The organism is Halorientalis persicus (genome assembly GCF_900110215.1).
In the GTDB taxonomy this organism is placed as follows: domain Archaea; phylum Halobacteriota; class Halobacteria; order Halobacteriales; family Haloarculaceae; genus Halorientalis; species Halorientalis persica.
Map to the genome: position 1 here is coordinate 66585 of NZ_FOCX01000017.1, position 17261 is coordinate 83845.

The 17261-nt window shown below is 64.1% G+C and carries 36 protein-coding genes; 24 read left to right on the plus strand and 12 right to left on the minus strand.

The features are described 5' to 3' along the window. Window positions 1-62 precede the first annotated feature (62 nt). Entirely contained in the window at window positions 63-596 is a 534-nt protein-coding gene (locus BMX17_RS16640) for a zinc ribbon domain-containing protein (protein ID WP_092662147.1), read from the plus strand. 18 nt (window positions 597-614) lie between these two features. On the opposite strand, the gene BMX17_RS16645 is transcribed toward BMX17_RS16640, so the two are convergent. The 9 genes from BMX17_RS16645 to BMX17_RS16680 all read right to left on the minus strand — a co-directional run bounded on the left by BMX17_RS16645 (window position 615) and on the right by BMX17_RS16680 (window position 4735). After that, entirely contained in the window at window positions 615-1148 is a 534-nt protein-coding gene (locus BMX17_RS16645; protein WP_092662149.1) for a hypothetical protein, read from the minus strand. Window positions 1149-1189: 41 nt separating this feature from the next. Further along, window positions 1190-1564, minus strand: a complete 375-nt coding sequence (locus BMX17_RS16650) for a hypothetical protein (RefSeq protein WP_092662151.1) — start codon at window positions 1562-1564, stop codon at window positions 1190-1192. Further along, complete coding sequence (locus tag BMX17_RS26265; protein WP_170845450.1) at window positions 1561-1734, minus strand: hypothetical protein; 174 nt, start codon at window positions 1732-1734, stop codon at window positions 1561-1563. Before BMX17_RS26265 ends, BMX17_RS16650 begins: the two co-directional genes overlap by 4 nt. Window positions 1735-1915: 181 nt before the next feature. After that, on the minus strand, window positions 1916-2164 hold the full coding sequence (locus BMX17_RS16655; protein ID WP_092662153.1) for a hypothetical protein: 249 nt from the start codon (window positions 2162-2164) through the stop codon (window positions 1916-1918). Then, entirely contained in the window at window positions 2161-2700 is a 540-nt protein-coding gene (locus tag BMX17_RS16660; protein ID WP_092662155.1) for a DUF8009 family protein, read from the minus strand. Before BMX17_RS16660 ends, BMX17_RS16655 begins: the two co-directional genes overlap by 4 nt. A 292-nt stretch (window positions 2701-2992) precedes the next feature. Beyond that, window positions 2993-3319 carry a hypothetical protein gene (locus BMX17_RS16665; RefSeq protein ID WP_092662157.1) on the minus strand — a complete coding sequence of 109 codons (327 nt, stop codon included), beginning with the start codon at window positions 3317-3319 and terminating at the stop codon, window positions 2993-2995. Next, on the minus strand, window positions 3312-3935 hold the full coding sequence (locus BMX17_RS16670) for a hypothetical protein (RefSeq protein ID WP_092662159.1): 624 nt from the start codon (window positions 3933-3935) through the stop codon (window positions 3312-3314). The genes BMX17_RS16665 and BMX17_RS16670 overlap by 8 nt, the downstream gene beginning before the upstream one ends. Next, entirely contained in the window at window positions 3928-4521 is a 594-nt protein-coding gene (locus BMX17_RS16675) for an HNH endonuclease (RefSeq protein ID WP_092662161.1), read from the minus strand. Before BMX17_RS16675 ends, BMX17_RS16670 begins: the two co-directional genes overlap by 8 nt. Then, the gene (locus tag BMX17_RS16680) at window positions 4514-4735 is read right to left on the minus strand and encodes a hypothetical protein (RefSeq protein ID WP_092662163.1); all 222 of its coding nucleotides are present in this window, start codon (window positions 4733-4735) and stop codon (window positions 4514-4516) included. Before BMX17_RS16680 ends, BMX17_RS16675 begins: the two co-directional genes overlap by 8 nt. Before the next feature lie 193 nt (window positions 4736-4928). On the opposite strand from BMX17_RS16680, the gene BMX17_RS26270 reads away from it, so the two are divergent. The 6 genes from BMX17_RS26270 to BMX17_RS16705 all read left to right on the plus strand — a co-directional run bounded on the left by BMX17_RS26270 (window position 4929) and on the right by BMX17_RS16705 (window position 6809). Beyond that, window positions 4929-5231: a hypothetical protein gene (locus BMX17_RS26270; protein WP_092662165.1), complete on the plus strand. Its 303-nt coding sequence runs from the start codon at window positions 4929-4931 to the stop codon at window positions 5229-5231. Continuing rightward, complete coding sequence (locus BMX17_RS27330) at window positions 5231-5353, plus strand: hypothetical protein (RefSeq protein ID WP_280141406.1); 123 nt, start codon at window positions 5231-5233, stop codon at window positions 5351-5353. The genes BMX17_RS26270 and BMX17_RS27330 overlap by 1 nt, the downstream gene beginning before the upstream one ends. After that, window positions 5350-5667, plus strand: a complete 318-nt coding sequence (locus tag BMX17_RS16690) for a hypothetical protein (protein ID WP_092662167.1) — start codon at window positions 5350-5352, stop codon at window positions 5665-5667. The genes BMX17_RS27330 and BMX17_RS16690 overlap by 4 nt, the downstream gene beginning before the upstream one ends. After that, window positions 5660-5935, plus strand: coding sequence for a hypothetical protein (locus tag BMX17_RS16695; protein ID WP_092662169.1), 276 nt, complete (start codon window positions 5660-5662; stop codon window positions 5933-5935). Before BMX17_RS16690 ends, BMX17_RS16695 begins: the two co-directional genes overlap by 8 nt. Then, the gene (locus tag BMX17_RS16700; protein ID WP_092662172.1) at window positions 5932-6243 is read left to right on the plus strand and encodes a hypothetical protein; all 312 of its coding nucleotides are present in this window, start codon (window positions 5932-5934) and stop codon (window positions 6241-6243) included. Before BMX17_RS16695 ends, BMX17_RS16700 begins: the two co-directional genes overlap by 4 nt. A 296-nt stretch (window positions 6244-6539) precedes the next feature. Beyond that, the gene (locus tag BMX17_RS16705; RefSeq protein ID WP_244515031.1) at window positions 6540-6809 is read left to right on the plus strand and encodes a hypothetical protein; all 270 of its coding nucleotides are present in this window, start codon (window positions 6540-6542) and stop codon (window positions 6807-6809) included. A gap of 4 nt (window positions 6810-6813) precedes the next feature. Here BMX17_RS16705 and BMX17_RS16710 read toward each other — a convergent pair whose 3' ends face one another. Then, window positions 6814-7062 carry a helix-turn-helix domain-containing protein gene (locus BMX17_RS16710; protein WP_092662209.1) on the minus strand — a complete coding sequence of 83 codons (249 nt, stop codon included), beginning with the start codon at window positions 7060-7062 and terminating at the stop codon, window positions 6814-6816. 275 nt (window positions 7063-7337) lie between these two features. On the opposite strand from BMX17_RS16710, the gene BMX17_RS26730 reads away from it, so the two are divergent. From BMX17_RS26730 to BMX17_RS16755, 12 genes are all read left to right on the plus strand, one after another. Further along, entirely contained in the window at window positions 7338-8423 is a 1086-nt protein-coding gene (locus BMX17_RS26730) for a homing endonuclease associated repeat-containing protein (protein ID WP_092662174.1), read from the plus strand. Continuing rightward, on the plus strand, window positions 8423-8593 hold the full coding sequence (locus BMX17_RS26285) for a hypothetical protein (RefSeq protein ID WP_170845451.1): 171 nt from the start codon (window positions 8423-8425) through the stop codon (window positions 8591-8593). The genes BMX17_RS26730 and BMX17_RS26285 overlap by 1 nt, the downstream gene beginning before the upstream one ends. Next, entirely contained in the window at window positions 8590-8820 is a 231-nt protein-coding gene (locus BMX17_RS25280) for a hypothetical protein (protein WP_139203563.1), read from the plus strand. Before BMX17_RS26285 ends, BMX17_RS25280 begins: the two co-directional genes overlap by 4 nt. Further along, window positions 8817-8966: a hypothetical protein gene (locus BMX17_RS26290; protein WP_170845452.1), complete on the plus strand. Its 150-nt coding sequence runs from the start codon at window positions 8817-8819 to the stop codon at window positions 8964-8966. The genes BMX17_RS25280 and BMX17_RS26290 overlap by 4 nt, the downstream gene beginning before the upstream one ends. Then, window positions 8963-9175 carry a hypothetical protein gene (locus BMX17_RS16720; RefSeq protein WP_092662176.1) on the plus strand — a complete coding sequence of 71 codons (213 nt, stop codon included), beginning with the start codon at window positions 8963-8965 and terminating at the stop codon, window positions 9173-9175. Before BMX17_RS26290 ends, BMX17_RS16720 begins: the two co-directional genes overlap by 4 nt. Further along, window positions 9172-9564 (plus strand): hypothetical protein, encoded by a 393-nt coding sequence (locus BMX17_RS16725; RefSeq protein WP_092662178.1) that lies wholly within the window; start codon window positions 9172-9174, stop codon window positions 9562-9564. The genes BMX17_RS16720 and BMX17_RS16725 overlap by 4 nt, the downstream gene beginning before the upstream one ends. Continuing rightward, on the plus strand, window positions 9561-10124 hold the full coding sequence (locus tag BMX17_RS16730; RefSeq protein ID WP_211611373.1) for an HNH endonuclease: 564 nt from the start codon (window positions 9561-9563) through the stop codon (window positions 10122-10124). The genes BMX17_RS16725 and BMX17_RS16730 overlap by 4 nt, the downstream gene beginning before the upstream one ends. A 40-nt stretch (window positions 10125-10164) precedes the next feature. After that, a complete protein-coding gene (locus tag BMX17_RS16735; protein WP_092662180.1) occupies window positions 10165-11076 on the plus strand; it encodes a hypothetical protein in 912 nt (303 codons plus the stop codon). Continuing rightward, on the plus strand, window positions 11073-11930 hold the full coding sequence (locus tag BMX17_RS16740; protein WP_092662182.1) for a hypothetical protein: 858 nt from the start codon (window positions 11073-11075) through the stop codon (window positions 11928-11930). The genes BMX17_RS16735 and BMX17_RS16740 overlap by 4 nt, the downstream gene beginning before the upstream one ends. Continuing rightward, entirely contained in the window at window positions 11923-12231 is a 309-nt protein-coding gene (locus BMX17_RS16745; protein WP_092662184.1) for a hypothetical protein, read from the plus strand. Before BMX17_RS16740 ends, BMX17_RS16745 begins: the two co-directional genes overlap by 8 nt. Then, on the plus strand, window positions 12224-12526 hold the full coding sequence (locus BMX17_RS16750) for a hypothetical protein (protein ID WP_092662186.1): 303 nt from the start codon (window positions 12224-12226) through the stop codon (window positions 12524-12526). Before BMX17_RS16745 ends, BMX17_RS16750 begins: the two co-directional genes overlap by 8 nt. A gap of 88 nt (window positions 12527-12614) precedes the next feature. Continuing rightward, complete coding sequence (locus tag BMX17_RS16755; protein WP_092662188.1) at window positions 12615-12935, plus strand: hypothetical protein; 321 nt, start codon at window positions 12615-12617, stop codon at window positions 12933-12935. A gap of 72 nt (window positions 12936-13007) precedes the next feature. On the opposite strand, the gene BMX17_RS16760 is transcribed toward BMX17_RS16755, so the two are convergent. Then, entirely contained in the window at window positions 13008-13235 is a 228-nt protein-coding gene (locus BMX17_RS16760) for a hypothetical protein (protein ID WP_092662190.1), read from the minus strand. A gap of 48 nt (window positions 13236-13283) precedes the next feature. Between BMX17_RS16760 and BMX17_RS16765 the strand changes: the two genes are divergently transcribed. The 5 genes from BMX17_RS16765 (at window position 13284) to BMX17_RS16785 (ending at window position 16095) form a co-directional block, all read left to right on the plus strand. Then, window positions 13284-13490 (plus strand): hypothetical protein, encoded by a 207-nt coding sequence (locus BMX17_RS16765; protein WP_092662192.1) that lies wholly within the window; start codon window positions 13284-13286, stop codon window positions 13488-13490. A 171-nt stretch (window positions 13491-13661) separates the two neighbouring features. Beyond that, window positions 13662-14045 (plus strand): DUF5805 domain-containing protein, encoded by a 384-nt coding sequence (locus tag BMX17_RS16770; RefSeq protein ID WP_092662194.1) that lies wholly within the window; start codon window positions 13662-13664, stop codon window positions 14043-14045. Continuing rightward, window positions 14042-15079, plus strand: a complete 1038-nt coding sequence (locus BMX17_RS16775) for a tyrosine-type recombinase/integrase (protein ID WP_092662196.1) — start codon at window positions 14042-14044, stop codon at window positions 15077-15079. Before BMX17_RS16770 ends, BMX17_RS16775 begins: the two co-directional genes overlap by 4 nt. Before the next feature lie 259 nt (window positions 15080-15338). Next, the gene (locus tag BMX17_RS16780; protein WP_092662198.1) at window positions 15339-15647 is read left to right on the plus strand and encodes a toxin-antitoxin system TumE family protein; all 309 of its coding nucleotides are present in this window, start codon (window positions 15339-15341) and stop codon (window positions 15645-15647) included. Beyond that, on the plus strand, window positions 15628-16095 hold the full coding sequence (locus BMX17_RS16785) for an HVO_A0114 family putative DNA-binding protein (protein WP_092662200.1): 468 nt from the start codon (window positions 15628-15630) through the stop codon (window positions 16093-16095). Before BMX17_RS16780 ends, BMX17_RS16785 begins: the two co-directional genes overlap by 20 nt. Window positions 16096-16511: 416 nt before the next feature. Here BMX17_RS16785 and BMX17_RS16790 read toward each other — a convergent pair whose 3' ends face one another. After that, a complete protein-coding gene (locus tag BMX17_RS16790) occupies window positions 16512-16979 on the minus strand; it encodes a hypothetical protein (RefSeq protein WP_092662203.1) in 468 nt (155 codons plus the stop codon). Between the last annotated feature and the right edge of the window lie 282 nt (window positions 16980-17261).

The window sequence follows — 17261 nt, forward strand, 5'->3', positions numbered from 1 at the left end:
CGCTGGCATCGGCCGTCGAGTCAGGCGCAGGACATATATCGCCGTCGTGGGTCAGTGATAGTATGCCATACTGTCAGGAGTGCGGGGCCGAGGTCGGCGACGGGGCCGCGTTCTGTGCTGAGTGCGGGGCTGCTGTCGACAAGTCGACGGCACCAGCGGCCGGCGCGGATAGCGAGGGCGGCGAGACTGGCGGTGACGAACCGACGTGGGCGCAGCTCCCGGGCCTGGATCCGGACCACCGGGCCCGGAATCTCTGGGTTGGGTTCGGCTATGTGGTCGCGACGCTGGTCATCCTTGGCGCGCTTGTCGGCGGCGGGGCCGGCGGCGGCGGTGGGCAGGACGTGTATGTCGTCGTCGACTACAGCGGCGACTGGTCGGGTGCGATCGGCACGGCCGGCAACATGCGCTCGGTCCAGGGCAGCGGGCAGACCCGACTCGACGTCCCCGACGATGCGACGATCGTTTCGGCGAACGCCCAAAAGCGGGATGGCGCGGCCGGGACGCTGACTATTCGGATCATGCGCGGCGACGAGGTCGTGGCTCAGCAGAGTACGAGCGCTCAGTACGGGGTCGCCCAGGTGTCTGAGCGGGTGTGAGGTCGGGAGAACACTCTCTTAGTCAGTCATCCGGCAGCCGTTTGCGATCGCCCCCTGCATCGAATCGCCTAATGCTGTCATGATCCGGAGGTCGATGTCCGCCGGGCGTGTGTCTGTTGTTACACCCATGACAAACCGCTCCTGTGACCCGGGGCGGACATCGAGGTGTTCCGGCCGGTCGAGCACCATGCTCCGCGGGATCGCCTCGCCGATCTCGGTGCCTTCGTCATCGTAGATCGTGGCGCGCGGTTGGATCGACAAATAGTCCGTCGCCTCGTTGTGGACGACGCCTTCAATGGTGACTCGGTAGACTGTGCGTGTCGTTCCGTTCGCCGTGACGTTCCTTGTCGTGAGCCAGCTACGGAGTTCTTCGACCTGGGCGTCGCCATTCCGTTCGCTACAGGGAGCCAGGCCGTACGGGACCGAGTCGGTCTCGTCGGCCTCTGTTGTCGTGGTCGGAGTCGTGCCCGGGCCTGACTGCCCGCCGAGACAGCCGGCTGCGAGGAGGACGATGCCCAGTGCCGCGATGGTGAGGGAAGTGCGTCGCTGCATACGGTTGGTTACCCGACGTGTCACCAAAAGTGTAGGGCCAGTCAGTTGCCAGTCTCGGCCGACTCGGATGCGAGTTGCCGCTCCACCGCAATCGTCGCGGATTCCGTGAGGCCGTAGGCCTGCCCGACCCGCGTGTCGACGCGGTCTTTCGCGGCTTCGACCAGCGACTCGATTGCGTCTTCGGAGTCGTACAGCGGGATCTCGTCGGCCCAGCTGTCGACGACATCGCCGGCCACGCGGTCGCTGAAGTGCATGATCGTCATGTCTGCCGGCAGGCCGTCGTAGAGGCGGACGCGAGCGGTGACTGTCCCCGCCTCGTCGTCGTGGGGGAGTGGTGGCGTCGCAGTCACCGTGACGCGGATGTAATGGTCACGGTACTCTTCTTTCGTGTCGTGGACGGTTTCGGAGTCAGTCATGCCACCCACCGCGTGACGTTCGAGACGGTCGTGCAGCCCTCGGCTTTGGCCTGGTGGCCGGTCGAAACGACGTCGCGCTCGCAGGCCGGACATTCGTCGGGGGCGTCCGAGCGCATCAGGACGACGCCACAGCTGTCGCAGGCGAGGAAGTAGTCGTCGGAGTTAGGCATCATCCACCCCCGCACAGTCGTCGCAGATCCCCGTCGCCGTCGGGACGGATCGCGTGCAGTCCGGCATCGCGCAGGGCTGCCAGTGGGCCGGCTCAGGCATCGTCTTCCCCCGCAGTCTGTTCAGTGCCCGTGCTCGTCTTAGCAGGGCCTTCAGCCTGGAACGGTCCTGAAAAGAACGCTATCAGTCGGGAAACTCGACGTCGGCACAGTCCTCGCAGTGAACCGCGCCGTCGACGAGCGTCCACGTCGTTGCGAGGACGCCACAGCCAGCACAGATAGGTACTCCCGACTGCCCGCCTTTCCGCTCCAGTTCTTCCACAGCTTCGGCCATCCGTAGCAGCAGACCGTCCCACGTCTCCCCGTCGCGCTTCAGCTCCCGAAGACGATCGCGTGTGGACTCGTCGGCCTTGATGTTGACGCGCTCGCTCATTCGTCACTCTCGAAGCGAACCGCGACGGTCGTTGCCTCGATGTCGGGATGCTGGCTCGTGAGCGTGATCTCGTCCGTCTTCTGAAGCGCATGACGGACGCGACCCTCCCACATCTCGACAGCAGTGTCCCACCACTCGTCCCAAGCCTCGTCGTCCTGCTCGTCCTCAGGGACGTCGTCGCGGTAGATCGACCGAACTTCCGAGATGTCGGGGTAGCTCCACTCGTTGCGGAACTTGGGGTGGCGCGATCCCTCGTCGTGGCCGACGAGGAACGCCACCGCACCGATGTGCAGCGGTTTCGGATCCATCTCGGGCGGGTAGTGCGCGTGATCCTCAGAGACGTGCGTGGTCGCCGTCTGCTCGCCTTCGAATGGCGGCGAGACACGCAGGACGTGGCTCCGCTGTTCGGTCTCGTCGCGCTTGGTCCGCCGCATCGTCTCGACCACGGCCTCGGGGTCGACGACGATCGTCTCCAGGTCGGCCGCAGGGTGGTTCTCGTCCGATCCGCCGTCCGTGGTCGCAATCTGTTGCGCCATGTATCCCACTTGTACCCCATTGGTAATAAGTGTTGGGGTACAGTTGTACCCCTTCGGTCAGTATCGTTCTCAGGCATGTCGTTCACCTCGCAGGTCCAGGTGTTCCCCGTCTGCGTGGGTATCTCGTCTTGGACGTGAAGCGCGTCCATCTGCAATGAGGTCAGGAAGTCCTGCTGTTCGATCCACTCCCACGCCTCTTCCTCGCTATCGAAAAGGCCGACGGGAGAGTGGCCGATCAGCACGACCGCCGACGTTCGCTCAGTACCGCGCACAGACCCACCGTTCTCGTCGCTCACGCTGACGCACCTCCGGCGAACTGGTCGAGCCCGGTCTGGGCCGACTCGGTTTCCTCCGTCTCGCGTTCAGGATCTTGATGCGTGCCGTCCCACTCGAACTTGAGGAACGCGTCGCAGTCCCAGGTCGTGCAGCCGCCCCACGACGGCGTCGTCTGTGCCGGGTCGCCGGTCGCGATCGTCAGCTCGAAGGTCTCGCCACACCCCGGACACTCGACGGTGACGCGTTCGTTGAACGGCAGTTCGACCGTCGCGTCTTTCCGCCGTTCGCGGTTCCGGCGCGTCTCCAGCCGGGCGTCTGAGCGGTCGTGGAGTTGATCAGGCATCGTCGATCACCTCCAGATCAAGTAACGGTTCTTCGATTGTGATCTCTACGCCACCGTTGAAAACCAAATCTGTGTTCGGCATGTTGTTGCCATGGTGACGGGCCTGCGTGAATCGTACAGGCGTGTATGGTTCTGGCAGCCCCTCCCCTTCACGCCCCCGGTACACGTAATACAATTCCTCGCTTTCCGGCGCGGTGATTTTCACAGACTCAACTCCACAGGGGACATTAATCGTTGCTGCAACCAACCGCTCCACAACGCTCCTTGGATCGGCGTCCATCGGTTCGGGCCGCCCTTCAAGATGCAACCGCGGCCCGTCGATCGTAATGTACGCACGTTGCTCGAAGGTCAATTCCTGGCCTGTCAGCCGTTTCTCAGCGGTTTGGTAGTTTAGGACTACATCCCCGGATGTTTCTATCCGAACCGATCCTGGATCGGTGTTGATGTTAATCGCCTCCGCCACTATGCGCTCCGCGTAATCCGGCGCGTCATTTGTGGATTCCACGATCCGGTCGCGCTCCTCGACGCCGATCTCGGCCTCGCAGCCGGGACACCAGTGCAGCGGGCCGGCATCCTGCAGCTCCAGCTGACTTCCGCAGTCGGCGCACTCAGGCATCGTCCACCTCCAGCCGTGAGATGGCGTCCTGCAGGGCCGCCCGGTCGCCTCGGCGCATGGCCGTTTCGATCTCGTCCAGAACGCGGCGCGCACCCTCGTCGAGCGTCTCAGGCGCGCCGGGGAGATCGTCCTCCTCGGGCACGTACTCGTAGAGGCCGCGGTTCAGCTTCTGGACGACGCCCAGCTTCTGCAGTTGGTTCAGCGCGTCGTTCACGTACTGTTTCCGGAGGTCGGTGACATCACGCACGCGCATGGGGTTCGCCCGCTCTTCCTCCCGAAACACATCCAGTACGGCTCGCTCCCGGTCGTCAGGCCGGAACACATCCTTCGCCTCTTCGAGAATGCTCAAATCAAGCTCTTCCACGTCGTCGGGTGCGATGCGGTGGATGGCGTTGTGGCAGCGCTCGCAGAGGGTCAGCAGGTTGTCCTTCTCGTTATTGCCACCGGCCGACGCTGGTTTAATGTGGTGGACCTCCAGACTCGCGACGGGCTCGCCCACGCCACAGTACCGGCACTCATCCTCGTCCCTCGTTAGGACGATCTCGCGGCGCGTCTGAGACATCCGCTCCCGCTCCGCCTCAGACATCTTCAGTCACCTCCCGTGGGTCCTCGACGAGCTCGTACAGCCCCTCGTATACCTTTCGCGCGTTCCCGTGCTCGACCAGCCGGCCGAGTCGGTCGCGCACATACTGCAGACTGTAGCCCGTTTCGTCAGCCGCGAACGGGGCAGTCACACGACCGTCGCGTAGCATATCAAGCAATGCCTCATCCGCCGGCCCCAGGTCCTCCTCGTCAAGCATTAGTCCTGGATCAGTAGTTGTGGCGCTCACGTGATAAGGTACGGTGGCATGGTACTTAGTCCTTAGCCCGTTACCCTTAGACCCTAAGTACTAAGTACCCGGCCGTTGTACTATGAAGTAGAGACGCCGGGTGCCACGTCAGAAAGTGGCCGCGTGTTCCAGCACGCGACCGGCGCTCTGGACCAACAGAGCAATGACGACCTACAACCCAACCGAAGTTAACGCTGATGCACTGCCCGCCGACACGCTACTGGTCGGCGTCGACGCGAAGGACGCCGTCCACCGCTACAGTCGGCACGAGAACACGGTCTACGTCGGCGACGCCGGCGCGGACACGCTCGCGGCGTTCGACCTGGACGAGTACCCGGCCGACGATGTCGCGGGCATCGAGGGCTGGGTCGGACTGACCAAGCAGCGCCGCGGCTGGGCGGAGTGCCGGTACGTCCGCGACTGGGGCCAGCACATGGCCGAGACGCTGCAGGAGGCTGGTGTCTGATGCCCACGACCTACCGGATCCACATCGGCGGCGTCACGGTCGAGACTCAGTCGGCGACCGTCGCCCAGCTGGAAAGCGACGCGGGCAGTCGTGTGACCGCGGTCACGGAGGGGCAGCGATGAGCGACCAGACCGACCGCGCTGTCGCGGCGCTGGAGGACGTCGTCGCCATCGAGCGCGTCGCCCCGGGCATGGTGCGAGTCGTGACGTGGTCGGACAGCTACACCGTTGACGCACGGGGCGACGGTTGCCTGTGCCCGGACAAGGAGTACAACCTCGCACCCGACGAGAACTGCAAACACCGCTGGGCTGCCGTGCTCGCGACCAGCGACGAGCTGCCCGCGCCGTGGGACGTCGTCGACGATCTCGACCAGGGACCCGAGCCGCTGCCCGACTTCGAGGAGTTCGAGGCCGATCCGGAGGTGGAGTATGTCTGAACACTGCACCGTCGAGAAACGCGAGGCTGCCGAGCGCGCGGCCCGGACACTCCGCCGGCGGCCGCAGGTCCAGGCCGTCGACGTCCTGCCCCCGGCGCGGGATCCGACCGACCGCTGGACGCTGGACATCGTCCTCGCGCCGGAGGCGGGCGGCCTGCCGCCAGCCGTCGAGACCGACCTCGCGGCCGAGGGGTTCACGACGCGCCGCGTGACGCCCCAGGGCCCATACTGGGGTGCGGTGGCAGTGTTTGGGGGTGGGCGGGCGTGAGTGGACGGGGTAGAGGGACGCCCGAGCCTGCGCGATCGTTCGTCGACGGCGATACCCACTTCCGCCTGGAGCGCGAGGAGCAGCCGGTCGGCGACGGTGGGCTGACGGCGGTCCGACCGACGGGCGTCGTGATCTGCGAGGAATGTGGCCAGTCCGCCACCAACATCGACGAAATCCCGCACGCGAAGGACTGCGACCAGCGGTTCGTCCACAGCCGGTTTTACGCCGCGCACATGCTCGACGGGCGCTGTGGATCGCTGCTGTCTGACGAGGTCGGGGCTGTGGCCGGCAGCAGCGCCGGCGATTGAGTCTCACGGAAGTAACGCACCTTTTTACGTACCTCCCGGCCCTCAGTCACGACTGGATGTCTGCGAGACAGACCGCACCCAACCCGCCCAGTGGCGACGCTGGCGTGTTGGTTAACGACCGCTCGGAGTGTTGGTTAAGACGCAGCGACGGTCACTTTCGCCGACCTGTTGTCCGCCGAGGGGCTTCCGACACCGCTCCCGTCCGGCGATTCGTTCGCCACCGCCAACAGTTTCACTTTCACTCCACCCGAGAAAACCGTTCAATACCCTCCCCTGTGTCGGTATGTGCTGGACGCATGCCAGGAACACTCCAGATAGTTGCGGACGGCTCGGCGGTCGGCGACGCTCGGCGGGTCGAGATCGACCGCGGCGACGAGCCCATGCGCTGGCGGTGTCCGAACGGCCACGTCAGCTGGGATCGCACGAACAACCACCTCTGGTGTCCGTCCTGTCGGCGGCAGGCAGAGGCCGGCGACGACGTCGAGCCCGAGCACTGGGAGCTCGTCGACGCCAAAACCGACCGGACGATCCCCTACAGCGCGGTCCGGTTCGCGGGGGAGCAGTAAGATGTCAGTCCTCGGACGCGGACGGCTCCAGCGTCGAGGCGTCCAGGTCCTCGTCGAGAAAAGCACGACCATCGTCGGTGAGGCGGTAGAGGCCGCGGCCCAACCGTTCGACGAGCCCGTAGTCGGCGAGTTTCGAGAGGCGGTTACTGGCGTAGTTGGCGACTGTGACGCCGAACTCGTGTTCGAGGGCATACGGCGTCATGTTCCCCTCGTCGCGCAGCGTCTCCAGGATGTGCTCGTCGACGGGGCGCATCCAGTCGGCGCGTTGTCGGACCACGCCCCCGTCTCGTGCTGTGGAACTCATAGCAATTCCGGTAACCAAGTATATGCAGTGTTCACTGAAGTAGTTACTCCCTTCGCTATCTTCTGCACTGTGCTGACTACAGTAAGCTATTTGTAACTGGCACTCACAGTGTCAGACGGAAGCCACACGCTGCTGTCGGGGCGGTGCAGTGCGGTACGAAAGCGCCCCGGGGTGCCCTAAACACCCCGCGGCTGTGGTTCTCCACCCAGATCGGATTTCGAACCATGTCAAGCAAGGATACGGGCCAACTTAACTGTGGGCCCACAGACACGCAAGAATCGCCTGATACCAAACCGTGGCGCGACGAGAGTATTCTCCGAGAGCTGTACCACGGCCGCGGGCAGACGACGCGGGAGATCGCCGACGAACTCGGCTGTACGAACGGTACCGTCAGCACCTGGCTCGACAAGCACGACATCGAAACGCGCGAGAACTGGACGGCCGGCGTCGAGGCCGCCAAGCGCGTGAATCGTGTGGAGTACGTCCAGCAACGGACGCTCCCGGCCGGGTACGAGTACTGGGCGTCGAAGGAGGGCGAGGACCGAACCAACGAAATCGTCTACGTCCACCGGCTGCTGGCGGTCGCGGAGTACGGGTTCGACGCCGTCGCCGATGCCGACGTCCACCACGAGAACGGTATCCAGTGGGACAATCGGCCGGCGAACATTCGCCCGATCGACAAGGCCGACCACACGCGCTCGCACAACAGCAACCGGTACACTGACGAGGAACTGCTGGACGAGATCCGGGCCGTCGCCGACGCGGTCGGCGGGCGTCCGGTCTGCCGGGATCTACAGGATCACGGCGACGTGTGTCCCCAGACCATCATCCGGCGCTTCGATAGCTGGGCGAATGCCATCGAAGCGGCGGGCGTTGGTGAGCCGGATCCTGACGACTCGGCGGTCGAGTCCGATGAGACGCGACAGACGACGCTCATCGCAGACGGCGGCGTCGTTCAGACGTCGCCCGACCCCGAGCCAGTGGCCGCGGATCTGACCGCGTTCCAGAGGGATGTGCTGGTCGAGTTGGCGAAGTCCCAAGTCAGCCCCGAGCAGACCTACGGCCTCCGTCTCAAGGAGCGCGTGGGGGAGTACTACGGCCGAGAGATCTCGCACGCGCAGATCTACACCAATCTGGACAAGCTGGTCGACCGTGGCCTCGTCGAGAAGGGTGACATCGACCGGCGGACGCACTCCTACGAACTGACGGACGCGGGCTACGACGTGCTCGTGTCCCATCACGACCGTCTCGCCAGCGCGATCAACGAGGTTTCGGGACAGACGATCCCGCTCGCCGGAGGGGACGACTGATGCCCCGCTACGCCCCCCGCGACGAGACCCAGGGCACCGAGCCCCGGGCGTGCCAGCACTGCGGCGAGCCGGGCCACGCCCACGACCGCGAGCGGATCTACACCGACGAGGAGGACACGCCGACCGGGTCGTATCACTACGCCTACGTCTGTCCGGAGGGGGCAGCATGAGCCCGCGCTGTCAGTGCGGCCGTCGGATTCAGTCGGGCCGGCGCTGTCGGCAGTGCCAGCTGGACGCGCGCTACGGGAGCGAGGTCACCGCCACCACCGACGGCGGCCGGCGCGTGATCGGTCCCAACGAGACCGGGCCGGGCCCGCACGTGCAGTGTGGGGAGTGTTCCGCGACGTATCACGGCTCGGCTGCGGCGCGGGGCTGCTGTGGGGGTGACGCGGCATGAGCGCCGAGGAACTCACCACCCAGATCAACAGCGCCGTCGAGCAGGCGATCGTCGGCGAGGCGTCGCTGGACGAGATCGACCAGGCGCTGGCCGACGCGCGCGAGCGCATCGAGGAGGTCCGGGCCTTCCGGGGTGAGACGGCATGACTGCGGCCTGTCCCGACTGCGACCGCCCGCTCGCCGAGGTTGAGCCCGGCGTCGGCGCGTGTCACAACTGCAACGAGAAGTACCAGCTGTCGCAGTGTGAGTACTGCGGCGACCGCGTCACCGAGGCGGAGGCGCGAGCCGAGAACGCGCCCGGCGCGACGCTGTGGTTCTGCCGGGACTGTGCAACTACCCGACGGAGGACAGCATGACCGACGGCGCCATCGACAACGAGTTCGACGACGCCGAGAAGGACCCGCGGGACGTCCTGCGGGACGCCCGCGCCGACCTGGGGCCCGGGCCCCACCGCGATCACGACCAGATGGGGCGCGGCGACGTGGCGGTCGACCTCGTCACGCGCCAGACGGTGTACATCGCCCGGGCCGTGGCCGGGTCGCTGCCGGAGTACTACGCCGAGGAGGAGTTCGACCTCTACAACTACAAGATGCACCCGTACCTGCCCGTCAGTCTCGACGACACGGTCTACGAGTGTGTCTACGTGGGCGGCGTGAAGGACCTGCACAACTTCTCGGGGACGTACTCGTTCCCTGAAGGGCGGTTGGCGAGAGTGCCTGTTGAGTTGGCAGGTGATGGCGAATGAGCTTCGAGTGTGGGTACGAAGGATGCGGCCGGTCGTTCGACTCAAAACAGGGCCTCGGCCAACACGAGAGCGCCGCCCACGAGGGGGACGAGCCGTACAAGGACGAAGAGAGGATGCGAGAGCTGTATCTCGAACAGAAACTGTCGTCCAAAGAGATCGCGGAGAAGTTCGACGTCTCCAGTACCACGATCATCGACTGGCTCGACCGGCTCAACATCCAGACCCGGACGCCGAGCTACGAACGCCCCCCCAACTTCCGAACGAATAACCTCGGTTATGAGGAGATTCGTAACGAGTACCAGGGCGAGAGAGACAGTGTACTAATTCACCGCTTGATGGCGGTTGCTGAGTGCGGATTCGATGCTGTTGCCGGGAAGGATGTCCACCATGAGAACGGCATCCAGTGGGATAACCGCCCCAGGAACCTCAGCCTCATGACCCGGTCCGAGCACGTCTCGGAACATCACCAGCAGGGTATGTACGACGATCACCTCGAAGAGGTTCACCAGCACAGGCACGACGATGGCCACTTCGCGAGCTTCGGAGGGGGTAGCGCATGACGCTCGCTCGTATCCCGGTCGAACTGGGGGGTGAGACGGCATGAGCGACGCCGAGGAGATCGACATCAACTGGGGGCCCGACCAGCCGACCCCGACCGACGAGCCCCAGGCCAACGTCTACCCCGACGGCGACGTGCGCGTCAACGCCGCCGCGGGTCGGCAGTTCTTCGACACCGACGAGGTCGCCGTCGGCGCGGCCCCCGACGCCGGCCTGCTGGTGTTCGATCCCGACTGCGAGCGGACCGACCAGACGCTGCAGATCCATCGGACTGCCGACGAGGACGGCGGGGAGATCTCGGCGACCTCGCGGACGCGGCAACTGCTGGATCTGGACACCCTGGAGGAGACGCTGCGCGTCCCCATCGTCGAGCGTCCCGACGGCCTGCTCGTGGCCGACGTGGGCGCGGTGCTGGCCGACGGCGATGATGACGACTCGCCCGACGCGGAGCGCGCCGAGCAGATGCGGGACGCGATGGGCGACGCCGTCGACGCGGCCGGCGACGACCCCGACGACATCCTGGCCGAGTACCACACCAGCCAGCCGCTCGTCGAGGAGTTCCTGGTCGACGCGCTGGCCCGCGGCCAGCGGGAGTTCGTCGCCAGCGAGATCGCCGATGCGATGGACGAGGGTCTCGGCAGCGTCACGGTTGGGCACGCGCTCTCGGCCCTGATGGACGCCGACGACGCGCCCATGGCCGTTGCCAAGACCGACAAGACTGGCGACAACAACGCGACGGTCTGGCGGGTCGAGCCCGGCGTGGAACTGGCCGCGAAGCTGGAGGCCGACGCCGCCGTCGACCTGGAGGGCGTGCTCGGCGAGGACGTCGACAGCGTCCAGGCACTCGCCGAGGCGCTGGACATCGAGGAAGGTGAGGCCCGCCGGCGCGCGATGGACGCCGGCGTTTACACCGGCCTCCAAGATCACGTCGACCGGCCCGGGGTGGAACGATGATCGCCGGCAGTCTCGCCCGGTTCGAAGAGCCGGCCGACGACGCGCTGGAATCCCAGTTCACGAACGGCCGCTACCCCGCGCTCTACGTCGAGCGCACGCAGGAGAGTTTCGACGATCGCCCGATTCAGTCCGGGAAGGCCGCCGACACCGTCGAGACGATTCAGCGAAAGGTCGAGATCGGCACTGTCGCCGAGAGCGACAAGAAGACCCTGCACGTTGAGCGCGTGGAAGACCGCGAAACCCTCATCACCGAGTGGGTCGCCGATCCCACTGGAACCGGCCTGATCGCGGCCGAGTCCACCGACGGTGAAGGGCCGCTCGCGTTCCCGTTCGACCAGTTCTATAACCAGGGCGGTCCGGTCGAGCGGCTGGAAGTCGATATCCCGGGGCTGTTCCTCGCATGGCGCGACGACGATGCCCTCGGTGACGTCTGGATGAACGGGTCGGACCCCGGCGACGGCGCGAGCATCAACTACCACGCCAAGGCCAGCGCCGATCGACAGCCCACGATCGGCCTCGGGTTTGAGCGGCCTTGGAACGGGACCGTGATGCGCGGCGTCGCGTTCCAAAGCGGCTACGCCGCCATCTACAGCACGTCCTCCGAGACCGAGTTTATCCGGTTCGTTGGGGACGAGCTGCTGCCGTTCGCGTACGTGCCCGACGACGAAGACGAGGGTGAACAGGCGACGCTCGACGACACGGCCGACGATGGGGAAGACGCCGGAGACGGCGGGGATGACTGGGTGCCCGGCGAGTGCGACCAGTGTGGTCACGACCGGAAGAAGACGCAGTACCTGGATGGCCGTCGGATCTGCATCATCTGCGCCGACGAGGAGGGGATGCTCGATGCCTAAGCACACTACCCACCTCGATCCCGACCGCGGGCTCTGGATCCCACCGGGACTGCGTGAGTACGGCCAGCAGGTCGTCATCCGGACGCCGCGGGCTACGCACCAGATCTTCGGGAGCGACTGTCTCGACTCGTACCACGGCCTGGTCCACGAGACCGACTTCGGCTCGGCCGATGAGCACAACGATCCGAAGAACGCCCGGCTGGCTCCTGACAAGGTGACGATTAAGCCCGCGGGCGAGGAGGCTGTCGAACTCCAGGTCGAGAACGTCAACGCGGCCGGCGAGGTGGTTGCCGATGCCTGAGGACCCCGTCGCCGACGCGCTCGACCGGATCGCCGAACAGTGGGACAACGACGACCCGGAGGTGCTCGTCTTCCGGGACGACGAGGGTGTGAACCCGACCGTCGCGGACGTGGACGGTGACCTCCGGCTGCTGTCCATGAACCTCGTGCAGGCCCGCGCCATCGGCGAGGACGACGTGCGGGCCGGGTGGGACCGCTACGGCAAGCCGGACATCGTCTCTCTGTCGACACAGTCGCATCGATTTGGAAAACGCCACTTCGAGGACGTGGCCGATCTGGAGGGGTCCACCGCATGACCCGACACCACCGCGTGTGGCTCGCGACGCTCGTGTTCGTCGCGGCCGCGCTGCTGGCGGGCTGGCTGCTTGGGGAGGTGCTCGTCGCATGAGCGCCCAGCCCCAGCCCGGCGCGTTCCGCGAGCAGGACGGGCAGGCGCTGCAGGTCGATCATCCCGGCCACGAGCCCCACATCGAGTGGCGCTGGGACGAACGCATCGGCACGTCAGAGTGGACGGTCCGGGCGGCCTACCGAGACGGCGACGTGCTCGACTGGCCCGGCGCGGCCTACGCGCGGTATCACGAGCCCACGGGGACGATCATCGTCGCCGAGTGGGGCTTCCTGCAGACCGTGATCCGCGTCGACGAGGCCGAACTGGACGCCACGCAGGCGGCGCTGGCGCGTTCGGAGGTGGGCGACGATGCGTGACGGGCATCACACCCCCATGCTGACCCCCCGGACCTATCTGTGTGATTACTATAGCGAGATGCAGTTCACGCGTCAGTCCAGCCGCTCGCATTTCTCGCGGACGGCCTCGGCGATGAACTCCTGCCGGCGGTCACCCTCCATCGGGAAGCCTTCCTCGGCGAGCACGCGTTCGGCGGCGATCGCCTCGTCGAGGAGTTCCCGGGCGCGTTCCGAGACGCTGCTGTCCTCAGGCATGGTTCGCTTGATGTATTCGAGTTGCACAGTCCGGTACGATGTCCCCTTCTTGGTGTACTCGGCCATGCGCGCATCGAGAGAGCGACTGACCAAAAACCCCGCGGAGGCACAAAAATGAGCACGAACCCCCACACTCAGGCGACGATTATCGACACGCTCGGCATCGACCGCGACGCGGACGTCCTCCTTGACGAGGACGGACCCGTCTCCCTTGACGAGTTGGTCTGTCTCTGGGACGAACTCGACAATCCGCGCGAAATGCTGACCGAACCGGAGCCGTTGGACTACGAGGTCAACGGAGGTGCCTACTGGGAGCGATGATTTGTGTTACTGACACCCCGGGTCTGACGGGGCCAAAAACCAGGGTGCACCGCGAATCGCCCGACGCGACAGTCTCATATAACCGAGAGGTGAGTGTCACGCACCCAAATAAGATAGTTTATTCGCAGTAGTGGGGACAAGCTTTAGTCACCGGCGTTCGAGGGGTCGGATATGTCCACTGACGGTGACGTCGATACGTCTCGGACCAGTGTCCGGACTTACGTCCCGGCGTATCAAAAGGAGGAGTGGGAACGACAGGCCGACCGGATGGACATGAGTCTCAGCGAGTTCGTCCGGTCGATGGTCCAGGCGGGCCGTCGAGGTTTCGAGGGCGGCGGCGCTGGTGGGACTCCCGACGATACGCCGGCCGACGACGGCCGAGACCTGGAGCGCCAGATCGTCGCGGAACTGCGCGAACGCGGGTGTTGCTCCTGGGACGAACTCGTGAGCGCCGTGACCGACGATATCGAATCCGAACTGGAGCGGACGCTCCAGGAGAGCCCACGCATCCAGCACAGCCCTCGCCAGGGGGGCTACCTTCTGGAGGACGCATGAGCCAGGCCGAGTCCGCCGAAAACCCGGACGATCCGGTGGCCTACTTCCTGCAGGACATCGAATTCCAGGGCAAATCGGCCCGGACGCGTGATTCCTACGAACGCGTCCTTCGGGAGTTCGAGGCGTACCTCGACGCGAACGGGATGTGTGACCTCGACGGCGTGTCCTACCGGGACTGTATGTCCTGGATTCACACGCTCCGGGACTCTCACGCCGAGAGTTCCATCGCGACCTACGCGTCTTACCTCCACCGTTTTTACTCGTACATGGTGCAGGTCGGCGTCTTCGACGCCAATCCGATGACCGTCGTGATCGAGGAGATGGACGAATCGATCCACACGGACCCAACCAGGCGCGACCTCTCGATCGAGGAAATGCGTGGGTTCGTCGAGACGATTCAGCATCCCCTGGCCGATGCCATCGTGACGACGCTGCTCAAGACTGGGATGCGATCCGGGGAACTGTGCAATCTCGACGTTCGGGACCTCAATCTGGACGGCGTCGCGCTCTCGAACGCTGGAATAACCGAGGTGCGACCGCAGTTACAGGGTCGTCCGAATTCCATCTACGTCGACGACGCGCCCGCACGTGGCGAGCGAATCAACGGCGAGCGACGCGACGCCTCGAACAAGCGCAAGCGAGCGACGGTCGTTCCAGTCGACGCGGAGCTGAAGGCGACACTAGAACGGTGGCTCGCTGTTCGACCCGATCCGGCGTCACCGGCCGAGCCGGTCTTCGTGAACACGAGCCGAAACTGGGGCGAACGCGTCACCATCGACACCGTCCACCACGTCGTCGCCACGAACGCCGAACGGATGGGATGGTACCGGACCGGGGGCGGTGCCGACGAGAACGTCACACCGCATTACTTCCGGCACTTCTTCACGACACACCTCCGGGACCGGACCGGGGACCGCGGGATCGTCAAGTACCTCCGTGGCGACGTGGCCTCGGACGTGATCGACACCTACACCCACAACTGGGGGAGTCGCGTCCGGGAAACCTACGAAACCAACATCTACTCGCTGTCCTGAGAGGGGTTTCGCCACAAGCAGTAAATTTTGTTATATATTATCGTTGACTGCCCGTGCTCACTGTCGAACGGATAAACCATATGTCGCTATATCCAATGGCGAGGTCTGAAGTTGGGCAGGTCCGAATCAATTCGTTGGATGGTAATGGTTCTTAACACCATTTTCACCAAACAACATATACACAAATAGATGAATGCTGCAGGCATCTTCGCCGGGTAAGGTTTATCTCCGTTGGGGTTGAAACACAACATAGGAGACGATGCCTGCGTCAGTTGTGTACCGGGACGAAAGCGAGAAACCGGACGGGAGCCGGTACGAGATGGTCGCGTGGCGAGTCCCAATGAACGAGGACTTCCCGCAGGGACTGAAGTACAGCTTCCAGTACATGGACGCTGACGGCAACACGCTCCTGCGATACGACAACGCGCCCTACCACCTGGATGTCGGCCGGCACCATCGACACACACCCGAGGGCGACATCACGAAACTGGAGTTCACAGGCCTCTCCGACCTGATCGCTGACTTCCAAACCGAGGTGACCGAAATCTATGAGCAACGAACCGACTGACACCGAACCCACGCACGACGAATTCACGCCCGACCCGGACGGGGTCGACTACCCGTCGACCCTCCGCATCACGTCGCTGCCAGCGGAGCAGGCACAGCAGGCGGCCATCGAGCGCGCCGAACAGTGGGAAGACGGCGAGGAGGTTCCACACGTCGTCAACTTCGAAGAACGGGCGCGGCTCCGCCAGCTGCTCACCGACCGGCGGATGGAACTCCTCGAGGAGGTGATGGAACAGCCACCCGAGAGTATCCGCGCGCTGGCTGACCACCTTGACCGCGACGTTCACGACGTTCACGACGATCTCCATTTGCTGGCCGAGTACGAGATCATCCACTTCGAAGAAGACGGGCGCGCGAAGAAGCCGTACGTTCCCTACGATACGGTCCGAATCGAAGTTGAGTTCGGCCTCCCTCGTGGCGAAGGGTCAGAGTCGGCCGCATCGGCGTGAATCGCGTTGGACCCGGTTTCGGTGCGACTGTTCCCGGTTGCGCGTCGATATTTTCCCGACCCTCGTTTTGCACACGTCCACCGGAAACGCTGTGTGCAATTTCCGCCGCTCGCGAGAGTCGCCGGACCCGGCTGCCGCCACGATTACGACGACGGCCCAACCCGGCCAGGGGTACGAGGAAGGCTCAGTGATCGGCCAACGTCACATTCAGCTGCGTGTGTGCAAAACCCGAGTGCTCAGTGTAGATGCGAATCTTGCAGTGGGATATGCTTTATATCAAGGAAATATACCGAACGATTCACTTTCTGACGACTGTTGGGATATGTGAATTCCTCTATAACGACCCGTTTCTACGACAAAATATGGTATCCAATTGCTGTACTGTTGCAGACCCTCGCTGAGACTCTGCTTCTCAGTTACTGCTCAAACGGGCCTCTATTACTTGTCCCAGCGACAACCAAAGTCTTCTCACCGTTCTCAAGCACCCCTGCCCTGAGGTACTCCCCAGCAACACTGCTGTCGTTTCTTGGCCCTGGATAAAAGCTGACCTTGCCGTCCGGTTCGGTGACTACTTCGCCGTCAATCGTGAACCGAACTGTGTACCACACCGGTTCAGTAAAAATGGCTTCGTAGGTTCGGGTTGTGTCAGCCTGTAGTATAGCAGTAGTGCGCCGCTCGGTGAGAGGTTGCGGCACAATCGGATCGCCGACGACTTCTCGTGCATCCTCCTCATACTCAGTTCCGACATCGGTGATTTCCATCGCGATCTCGTGAGGAAGCGTGTCCCTATTTACTAACTCAAGACTCCCGGCTGGAACGTCCTCAGAACCGAGTGCACTGCAACCAGCGATGCCACCGAATCCGGCCGCGGCGAGAGTTGCCACGAATGAGCGTCGTGTAGTGGAGGGCATAGATAATGGTTGAATAGTATGGAAATAAATTCTTGTCATTTTTGGATCCGCTATTCCGCACCCGTTACATGCTGACTGCATCCTCTCAGTAACGCTCTGCTGACTATATCCTCTGGATCAAGCGCTCGGCTGTGTTGCACCTGACCAAGACTGGAAGACTGAGAGCCAGCGTACGATCCAGAAAAGTAGCTGAGATGGCAGAGAAGCGCCGGTTAGAAGGTGTGTTTAGAGAACTGGAAGCAGCAGATCAATCAA

Coding starts and splice junctions, on each gene's coding strand:
- BMX17_RS16710 (WP_092662209.1), bottom strand. CDS start 7,062: ATGCGCCCCGTCGACGAGCACATCCTGGAGACGCTGCGCGACGAGGGG.
- BMX17_RS16730 (WP_211611373.1), top strand. CDS start 9,561: ATGAGCTTCGAGTGTGGGTACGAAGGATGCGGCCGGTCGTTCGACTCA.
- BMX17_RS16665 (WP_092662157.1), bottom strand. CDS start 3,319: ATGCCTGATCAACTCCACGACCGCTCAGACGCCCGGCTGGAGACGCGC.
- BMX17_RS16660 (WP_092662155.1), bottom strand. CDS start 2,700: ATGGCGCAACAGATTGCGACCACGGACGGCGGATCGGACGAGAACCAC.
- BMX17_RS26290 (WP_170845452.1), top strand. CDS start 8,817: ATGAGCGCCGAGGAACTCACCACCCAGATCAACAGCGCCGTCGAGCAG.
- BMX17_RS16725 (WP_092662178.1), top strand. CDS start 9,172: ATGACCGACGGCGCCATCGACAACGAGTTCGACGACGCCGAGAAGGAC.
- BMX17_RS16780 (WP_092662198.1), top strand. CDS start 15,339: ATGCCTGCGTCAGTTGTGTACCGGGACGAAAGCGAGAAACCGGACGGG.
- BMX17_RS16675 (WP_092662161.1), bottom strand. CDS start 4,521: ATGTCTGAGGCGGAGCGGGAGCGGATGTCTCAGACGCGCCGCGAGATC.
- BMX17_RS16770 (WP_092662194.1), top strand. CDS start 13,662: ATGTCCACTGACGGTGACGTCGATACGTCTCGGACCAGTGTCCGGACT.
- BMX17_RS16645 (WP_092662149.1), bottom strand. CDS start 1,148: ATGCAGCGACGCACTTCCCTCACCATCGCGGCACTGGGCATCGTCCTC.
- BMX17_RS26730 (WP_092662174.1), top strand. CDS start 7,338: ATGTCAAGCAAGGATACGGGCCAACTTAACTGTGGGCCCACAGACACG.
- BMX17_RS16705 (WP_244515031.1), top strand. CDS start 6,540: ATGCCAGGAACACTCCAGATAGTTGCGGACGGCTCGGCGGTCGGCGAC.
- BMX17_RS16775 (WP_092662196.1), top strand. CDS start 14,042: ATGAGCCAGGCCGAGTCCGCCGAAAACCCGGACGATCCGGTGGCCTAC.
- BMX17_RS16690 (WP_092662167.1), top strand. CDS start 5,350: ATGAGCGACCAGACCGACCGCGCTGTCGCGGCGCTGGAGGACGTCGTC.
- BMX17_RS16765 (WP_092662192.1), top strand. CDS start 13,284: ATGAGCACGAACCCCCACACTCAGGCGACGATTATCGACACGCTCGGC.
- BMX17_RS16720 (WP_092662176.1), top strand. CDS start 8,963: ATGACTGCGGCCTGTCCCGACTGCGACCGCCCGCTCGCCGAGGTTGAG.
- BMX17_RS16750 (WP_092662186.1), top strand. CDS start 12,224: ATGCCTGAGGACCCCGTCGCCGACGCGCTCGACCGGATCGCCGAACAG.
- BMX17_RS16755 (WP_092662188.1), top strand. CDS start 12,615: ATGAGCGCCCAGCCCCAGCCCGGCGCGTTCCGCGAGCAGGACGGGCAG.
- BMX17_RS16650 (WP_092662151.1), bottom strand. CDS start 1,564: ATGACTGACTCCGAAACCGTCCACGACACGAAAGAAGAGTACCGTGAC.
- BMX17_RS26265 (WP_170845450.1), bottom strand. CDS start 1,734: ATGCCTAACTCCGACGACTACTTCCTCGCCTGCGACAGCTGTGGCGTC.
- BMX17_RS16785 (WP_092662200.1), top strand. CDS start 15,628: ATGAGCAACGAACCGACTGACACCGAACCCACGCACGACGAATTCACG.
- BMX17_RS27330 (WP_280141406.1), top strand. CDS start 5,231: ATGCCCACGACCTACCGGATCCACATCGGCGGCGTCACGGTCGAGACT.
- BMX17_RS16735 (WP_092662180.1), top strand. CDS start 10,165: ATGAGCGACGCCGAGGAGATCGACATCAACTGGGGGCCCGACCAGCCG.
- BMX17_RS16695 (WP_092662169.1), top strand. CDS start 5,660: ATGTCTGAACACTGCACCGTCGAGAAACGCGAGGCTGCCGAGCGCGCG.
- BMX17_RS26285 (WP_170845451.1), top strand. CDS start 8,423: ATGCCCCGCTACGCCCCCCGCGACGAGACCCAGGGCACCGAGCCCCGG.
- BMX17_RS16670 (WP_092662159.1), bottom strand. CDS start 3,935: ATGCCTGAGTGCGCCGACTGCGGAAGTCAGCTGGAGCTGCAGGATGCC.
- BMX17_RS16640 (WP_092662147.1), top strand. CDS start 63: ATGCCATACTGTCAGGAGTGCGGGGCCGAGGTCGGCGACGGGGCCGCG.
- BMX17_RS16760 (WP_092662190.1), bottom strand. CDS start 13,235: ATGGCCGAGTACACCAAGAAGGGGACATCGTACCGGACTGTGCAACTC.
- BMX17_RS16655 (WP_092662153.1), bottom strand. CDS start 2,164: ATGAGCGAGCGCGTCAACATCAAGGCCGACGAGTCCACACGCGATCGT.
- BMX17_RS16680 (WP_092662163.1), bottom strand. CDS start 4,735: ATGCTTGACGAGGAGGACCTGGGGCCGGCGGATGAGGCATTGCTTGAT.
- BMX17_RS26270 (WP_092662165.1), top strand. CDS start 4,929: ATGACGACCTACAACCCAACCGAAGTTAACGCTGATGCACTGCCCGCC.
- BMX17_RS16745 (WP_092662184.1), top strand. CDS start 11,923: ATGCCTAAGCACACTACCCACCTCGATCCCGACCGCGGGCTCTGGATC.
- BMX17_RS25280 (WP_139203563.1), top strand. CDS start 8,590: ATGAGCCCGCGCTGTCAGTGCGGCCGTCGGATTCAGTCGGGCCGGCGC.
- BMX17_RS16740 (WP_092662182.1), top strand. CDS start 11,073: ATGATCGCCGGCAGTCTCGCCCGGTTCGAAGAGCCGGCCGACGACGCG.